Origin of the sequence: Catenulispora rubra (assembly GCF_015356825.1) — a bacterium.
Classification (GTDB): domain Bacteria; phylum Actinomycetota; class Actinomycetes; order Streptomycetales; family Catenulisporaceae; genus Catenulispora; species Catenulispora rubra.
Genome location: NZ_JAACYW010000143.1, coordinates 21,399 through 28,171 on the forward strand (window position 1 = coordinate 21,399; position 6,773 = coordinate 28,171).

Annotated in this window: 5 protein-coding genes; 3 read left to right on the forward strand and 2 right to left on the reverse strand. The window is 69.8% G+C overall.

Going from position 1 to position 6,773, the window contains the following annotated elements:
* Positions 1-38 precede the first annotated feature (38 nt).
* Entirely contained in the window at positions 39-1,166 is a 1,128-nt protein-coding gene (gene era / locus GWK61_RS31745; RefSeq protein WP_194915375.1) for a GTPase Era, read from the forward strand.
* A gap of 82 nt (positions 1,167-1,248) precedes the next feature.
* On the opposite strand, the gene GWK61_RS31750 is transcribed toward era, so the two are convergent.
* Positions 1,249-2,244 (reverse strand): hypothetical protein, encoded by a 996-nt coding sequence (locus GWK61_RS31750; protein WP_194915376.1) that lies wholly within the window; start codon positions 2,242-2,244, stop codon positions 1,249-1,251.
* A 59-nt stretch (positions 2,245-2,303) separates the two neighbouring features.
* Positions 2,304-3,371 (reverse strand): M4 family metallopeptidase, encoded by a 1,068-nt coding sequence (locus GWK61_RS31755; RefSeq protein WP_194915377.1) that lies wholly within the window; start codon positions 3,369-3,371, stop codon positions 2,304-2,306.
* Between the two features lie 330 nt (positions 3,372-3,701).
* On the opposite strand from GWK61_RS31755, the gene leuA reads away from it, so the two are divergent.
* Together leuA and GWK61_RS31765 are read left to right on the forward strand one after the other, a co-directional pair.
* Positions 3,702-5,456: a 2-isopropylmalate synthase gene (gene leuA / locus GWK61_RS31760; protein WP_194915378.1), complete on the forward strand. Its 1,755-nt coding sequence runs from the start codon at positions 3,702-3,704 to the stop codon at positions 5,454-5,456.
* A gap of 117 nt (positions 5,457-5,573) precedes the next feature.
* Positions 5,574-6,773, forward strand: a 1,200-nt coding sequence (locus GWK61_RS31765; protein WP_194915379.1) for a zinc-ribbon domain-containing protein, incomplete at its 3' end; no start/stop codon positions are given.

The window sequence follows — 6,773 nt, forward strand, 5'->3', positions numbered from 1 at the left end:
CGGAGCTCTGAGCGGCGGACCCTCCCGAGTAAGGGAGAATGGTCTGCATGACGAGCAGCGCGAGTGGACGATCCCGGTCCCGCCAGGCGGCGAACGCCGAGGCGGCCAAGAAGAAGGCGGAGCGCGTCAAGCGCAGCCAGAAGCTCGCCGAGAAGCGCGTCACCACCGACCGCGTCCGCGACTCCGAGCCCGCGCCGACCGCCTACGGCCGCGGCGTCCGGGACGACTCCCCGCCGCGCCACGAGTTCCCGGACGACTTCCGCGCGGGCTTCGCCTGCTTCGTCGGCCGCCCCAACGCCGGCAAGTCCACGCTGACCAACGCGGTGGTCGGCGCGAAGGTGGCGATCACCTCCGGGCGCCCGCAGACCACCCGGCACACGGTGCGCGGCATCGTGCACCGCGAGGACGCCCAGCTGGTCCTGGTCGACACCCCCGGGCTGCACAAGCCGCGCACCCTGCTCGGCGCGCGCCTGAACGACGAGGTGCGCGCCACCTGGGCCGAGGTGGACGTCATCGGGTTCTGCGTCCCGGCCGACGAGAAGATCGGCCCCGGCGACCGCTTCATCGCCACCGAGCTGGCCGGCGTCCGGCGCACCCCGAAGATCGCCATCCTGACCAAGACCGACAAGGCCTCCAAGGAGCAGATCGCCGAGCAGCTGCTGGCCCTGGTCGAGCTGGGCCGCGAGGTCGGCGTCGAGTGGGCCGAGGTGATCCCGGTCTCCGCCGTCCGCGACGAGCAGATCCAGCTGCTGGAGGACCTGCTGGTGAAGCAGCTCCCGGAGTCCCCGCCGCTGTACCCGGGCGGCGAGCTGACCGACGAGCCGGAAGAGATCATGGTCGGCGAGCTGGTCCGCGAGGCCGCGCTGGAGGGCGTGCGCGACGAGCTGCCGCACTCCCTGGCCGTCACGGTCGAGGAGATGACGCTGCGCGAGGACCGCCCGGCCGACCGCCCGCTGCTGGACATCCACGCGACGCTCTACGTGGAGCGCCCCAGCCAGAAGGCGATCGTCATCGGCCACGGCGGCGAGCGGCTGCGCGAGGTCGGCTCCCAGGCCCGCCGCCAGATCGAGGCGCTGCTGGGCACGCCGGTGTTCCTCGACCTGCATGTGAAGGTGGCCAAGGACTGGCAGCGCGACCCGAAGCAGCTGGCCAAGCTCGGGTTCTGAGGTTCAGGCTTTCCCCGGTGCCCGGACCGTTTCGGTTCGGGCACCTTGCTGTGCAGGCTGTCAGACCTCTGTCAGACCTCTGTCAGACCTCGAACTGCCAAGCCTGCCAAGCCTCAGCAGCGATATAGCCCATGGCGTCATTCACCCGCACCATCGGCGCATTGTCCGCGTCGTTCAAAGTCGAGAGCACGTCGACATGCGGCTCATGTTCCAGCAGGTACAGCGTCATTGCCGCTTTCAGCCGCAGTCCCAGACCGTGCCCGCGGAACTTCGCCGGCACTCCGGTGTTGCCGATCTCGGCCATCCGGTAGTCCGGGAAGACGAACACCTCATGGAAGCCGGCGATTTCTATTTGGCTTTCGCCGTCGCCGCCTGCGGCGAACGCCGCTGCCACGTACATCTGCATCCCGGCCGCCAGATTGTCAGCCTCAGTCTGCCGCCGCCGATCCAAGTCCGGCGGCGGAGTCTCGATCACGAGCTCTCCGGTCGGGGCGTCGCGCATGACGTCGTACGCCGCGACCAGCGGCTCCAGCAGGTGCTCCGGCGTCGGAGTCCGCCAGATCTCGACGCGGTAGTGCGCGTTCTTCTCCGTCGGCGCGGCCCAGGCGGCGTACCGCTCGCGGTCGATCGCCGTCAGATCCAGCTGACGACGCCACTCCTCGGCCAGTACCCGGCCGCCGCCGGCACTACAGGCCGCCTCGTAGCCGGAAAACTCGCTGGTGTCGATCACGAGCCGAGTGGCACCTCGCGCACGCGCGTAGTCCCGGCACGCCTCCAGCAGCGGCCCGGCCGACTCGGCGCGCTTCCCGCCCGGGATCCACAACTCGCCGTAGACCAGGTTCCGGTTCGCGACCTTGCCGTGGTTCATCCGCGCGAACCCGGCCGGACGCTCGCCGTCATAGGCGACCAGGCACGAGATGTGCCGAGCCGCACGCCGCCCGATCTGCAGCCTGAGGTACGACTCGGAGGGCTCCGGCGCGCGCGGTTCGTCGACCGCCGACGCAGCCCGGAACAGCGGAAGCAGCGTGGACATCGCGTCCGTGCCGGCGAGGTCGATTTCCCGGATCGTGATAGTCATCACGGCCGATGCTAGGCACGGCCCGGGTCGGCGGCGATCGAATTTCCGCCCCGAGGCCCTCAGCTGTGAACCGAAACCCCGACCTCCCGCCAAGCCGCCGCCACCGCATGCGCCTCCGCCGACCGACGCCCGAAGCGCGCCTCGGCAGCGTGCACGGTCGCGGTGCCGAACGTGGCGAACGTCGCGGCGGCCGGCAGCGTGGGCGACGTCAGCACGTCGTACCAAACCGCCCCCGCGCCTTCCCACGACCTGCCGCCGATACCGACAGCCGCCAGATAGAACGCGCGATTGGGAATCCCGGAGTTGATATGCACCCCGCCGTCGTCCCCCCTGGTGTCGACGTACCCTGACATCGCCGCAGGCTGCGGATCCCGGCCAAGATGCGGATCGTCGTAAGCCGTCCCCGGATCCTTCATGGACCGCAGCGCGACCCCCTGTACCGAAGGCAGGAACAGCCCCGCCCCGATCAGCCAGTCCGCATCCGCGGCGTCCTGAGCGAGCTGGTACTGCTTGACCATCGACCCGAAGCAGTCCGACACCGACTCGTTCAGCGCGCCGGACTGCCCGCGGTAGACGAGGTTCGCCGTGTACTGCGTCACGCCGTGCGTGAGCTCGTGCCCGATGACGTCCACCGCGCCGGTGAACCGGCCGAACACCGCACCGTCGCCGTCGCCGAACACCATCTGCGAGCCGTTCCAGAAGGCGTTGTCGTACTGCACGCCGTAGTGGACGGTCCCCTTCAGCGGCAGTCCCTGACCGTCCACGGACCACCGGTTGTACACCTTCAGATAGAAGTCGAACGTCGCGCCGAGCCCGTCGTAGGCCTCGTCGGCGCTCGGGTCCCCGGTCGCCGGTCCCCCTTCGGCGCGCACCTCCGAGCCGGGCAGGTTCTCGGTGTCGCGGTCGTCGAAGATCGAGCGGTCGTCGCTGCGCTCCACGGTCGTCGGCGCCGCCAGGTGCCGCTCGCCGACCCAGGGGACGGCGCCGCGGGTGAGGCGGTGCCGGGCGTCGGCGGTCAGCGTGCGGCGCGCCGCGTCCGCCACGTGGAGGTCGGAGTCCGCCAGGCGGGACAGCAGGTGCGGCGGGACGATGCCGCAGAAGGGAGTCCTCGTCGTAGCCCTCGTCATAGCCGTAACTATGGCCGCATTCGTCACTTCGGTCACGATTGTGCGCGGGCTGCGCGCGGCGATTACGCTGATCGAGTGAAGCCCGGCGGCCGCACCGCAGCTGAGGGGCCCTTGTGTCTCGGATCACGGACGGGGAGTGCGACCGGTGAGACGGTCGGGATAACGTGGCAACGCTATGTGCACCTCCTGCCAGTGCGGCCTGCTCCTTCTTAGCAGCCGCGACGGGGGCCTGTAAGCACCGACACAGGCCGGCTCCCTCGTCGCGGCAGTTTGTGTTTCCGCCGTCGGCCGTCCCCATCCGTTGGTGACCACCCAGGGAGTTCGAGCACGATGCGAGTACAGCAGCAGCCCTCCGGTATGCCGATCCACAAGTACGTCCCTTTTCGCTTCGCGAATATTGGGCAGAGCGCTCCCGTCGAGATGCGTGACCGCGACTGGCCGACGAAGGTCATCGACAAGGCCCCGCGCTGGTGCGCCGTGGACCTGCGCGACGGCAACCAGGCGCTGATCGACCCGATGTCCCCGGCCCGCAAGCTGAAGATGTTCGAGCTGCTGGTCGCCATGGGCTACAAGGAGATCGAGGTCGGCTTCCCGGCCGCCTCGCAGACCGACTTCGACTTCGTCCGGCAGATCATCGAGGAGAACCGGATCCCCGACGACGTGGTGATCCAGGTCCTGACCCAGGCCCGCGAGGAGCTGATCGAGCGGACCTTCGAGTCCGTGCGCGGCGCCGAGCAGGCCATCGTGCACCTGTACAACTCCACTTCGACGCTCCAGCGCCGGGTGGTCTTCGGCCAGGACACCGCCGGCATCACGCAGATCGCGGTGAACGGCGCCAAGCTGTGCCAGAAGTTCTACGAGGCGATGCCGCCGCGCGCCGACGGCACCCGCACCGAGATCTACTTCGAGTACTCGCCGGAGTCCTACACCGGCACCGAGCTGGAGTACGCCGTCGAGGTCTGCGACGCGGTGACCGCGGTCTGGCAGCCCACCCCGGACCGCAAGGTGATCATCAACCTGCCGGCCACGGTCGAGATGGCCACACCCAACGTCTACGCCGACTCCATCGAGTGGATGCACCGCAACCTGGAGCGCCGCGACTCCATCGTGCTGTCGCTGCACCCGCACAACGACCGCGGCACCGCGGTGGCCGCCGCCGAGCTGGGCTACCAGGCCGGCGCCGACCGCATCGAGGGCTGCCTGTTCGGCAACGGCGAGCGCACCGGCAACGTGTGCCTGGTGACGCTGGGCCTGAACCTGTTCTCCCAGGGCGTGGACCCGCAGATCGACTTCTCCGACATCGACGAGGTGCGCCGCACCGTCGAGTACTGCAACCAGCTGCCCGTGCACCCGCGCCACCCCTACGGCGGCGACCTGGTGTACACCGCCTTCTCCGGCTCGCACCAGGACGCGATCAAGAAGGGCTTCGAGCACCTGGAGCGGGACGCCGCGGCGGCCGGCAAGACCGTGGACGAGATCGTCTGGGCCGTGCCGTACCTGCCGATCGACCCCAAGGACGTGGGCCGCTCGTACGAGGCCGTGATCCGGGTCAACTCGCAGTCCGGCAAGGGCGGCGTGGCGTACATCCTGAAGACCGAGCACCAGCTGGACCTGCCGCGGCGCGCGCAGATCGAGTTCTCGCAGGTGATCCAGGCGAAGACGGACGCCGAGGGCGGCGAGGTCACGCCGGAGGAGATCTGGAACGTCTTCGTGGACGAGTACCTGCCGAACCCCTCGGCGCCGTGGGGCCGGATCCGGCTGCTGGGACACCACGCCTCCTCGGCGATCGAGGAGAAGGACCAGCTCACCGTGGACCTGGCGGTGGACGGGGACACCACGCAGCTGGAGGGCGTCGGCAACGGGCCGATCGACGCGTTCACGAACCTGCTGTCCGGCGTCGGGATCGACGTGCGGGTGCTGGACTACGTGGAGCACGCGCTGACCTCCGGCGAGGACGCGAAGGCGGCGTCGTACGTGGAGTGCGCGATCGGCAGCCGGGTGCTGTGGGGTGTGGGCATCGACGCCAACATCGTGACGGCGTCGCTGAAGGCGATCATCTCTGCGGTGAACCGCGCTTTCCGCTGACGATTCGGCTGACGTTCCGGCCGACGTTTCCGCTGACCCGGCCTTTCCAACGACCGGGGTGGTTGTGGAAGGATTCCCTCTGTTCCGTAACGCGCGGAACGGAGGGGACTAGTACCAATGATCATCTGGGGCTGGAAAACCGTCTTCCGGGTCATCGGCAGCGGAGTGTTCTCCTGCCCGACCTGTGGCGCGGACCGCAACTACGAACGTCGCAAAGCCCAGCGTTTCTTCACGCTGTTCTTCATCCCCCTGATCCCGCTGAAGACCGTCGGCGAGTTCATCCGCTGCACGTACTGCAAGAACGACTTCCGCGACACGGTGCTCTCCCGCCCCACCGCAGCCCAGTTCACGGACCTGCTGCAGAACACGGTCCGAGCGGTGATGGTCAACGTCCTGCGCCGCGGCGGCTGGGACCACCCGGCGGCCCGCGCGGCGGCCGTGCAGGAGATCGCCAACGCCGGCGCCATCGGCTACACCGAAGCGGTCCTGGCCCAGGACATGCAGGTGGTCCCCGCCGACCTCTCGCAGCTGCTCGCCGGCCTGGCCGGCCAACTCCCCGACGCTGGCCGCGAAGCCCTGGTCACCGGCGCGACCCGGGTGGCGGCCGCCGACGGCCCGCTGCAGCCCGCCGAGCGCGCGGTGATCGACACCGTCGGCGCCGGCCTCGGGATGAGCCAGGCGCACGTGGCGGGCATCGTGGGCGCGGTGGCGCCGGCGGCGGTGACGGGTGCGCCGGGGGGTGCGACCGGTGCGCAGATTGCTGGCGGGCAGGCGCAGGCTCCGGCTTGGGGCACGGGGCAGGCGGCGGCGCAGGCTCCGGCTCCGGCTTGGGGTTCTGGCGCTGGCGCTGGAGCGCAGGCTCCGGCCGCGAGCTCGGGCATGGAGACCATGATGATTCCGGCCCCGCAGCCTGCTTCGGCGACCGGTGCGCAGGATGCTGTTCCGCCGCAAGCTCCGGCCTGGGGCACCGCCGCGCAGGCTCCGGCCGCTGGCAGCTCGGGCATGGAGACCATGCTGGTTCAGGCACCCCAACCTGCTCCGGCCACTGGCGCACAGCCTGCCGTGCCCCCGCAGACTCCGCCCGCAGGCGGCATGGAGACCATGCTGATCCAGGCTCCGCAGCCTGCTGTGTCCCCGCAGGCTCCGGCCTGGGGTACCGGTGCGCAGGATGCGGTTCCGCCGCAGGCTCCGGCTGCCAGCTCGGGCATGGAGACCATGCTGGTTCAGGCTCCCCAGTCGGCTTGGGGCACTGGCGCGCAGGATGCTGTGCCGCCGCAGGCCCCGCCTGCTAGCTCGGGCATGGAGACCATGCTCATC

Bases quoted from the DNA above. Each gene is read 5' to 3' on its own strand.
- era (WP_194915375.1), top strand. From the start codon at position 39: ATGGTCTGCATGACGAGCAGCGCGAGTGGACGATCCCGGTCCCGCCAG.
- GWK61_RS31750 (WP_194915376.1), bottom strand. From the start codon at position 2,244: ATGACTATCACGATCCGGGAAATCGACCTCGCCGGCACGGACGCGATG.
- GWK61_RS31755 (WP_194915377.1), bottom strand. From the start codon at position 3,371: ATGACGAGGGCTACGACGAGGACTCCCTTCTGCGGCATCGTCCCGCCG.
- leuA (WP_194915378.1), top strand. From the start codon at position 3,702: ATGCGAGTACAGCAGCAGCCCTCCGGTATGCCGATCCACAAGTACGTC.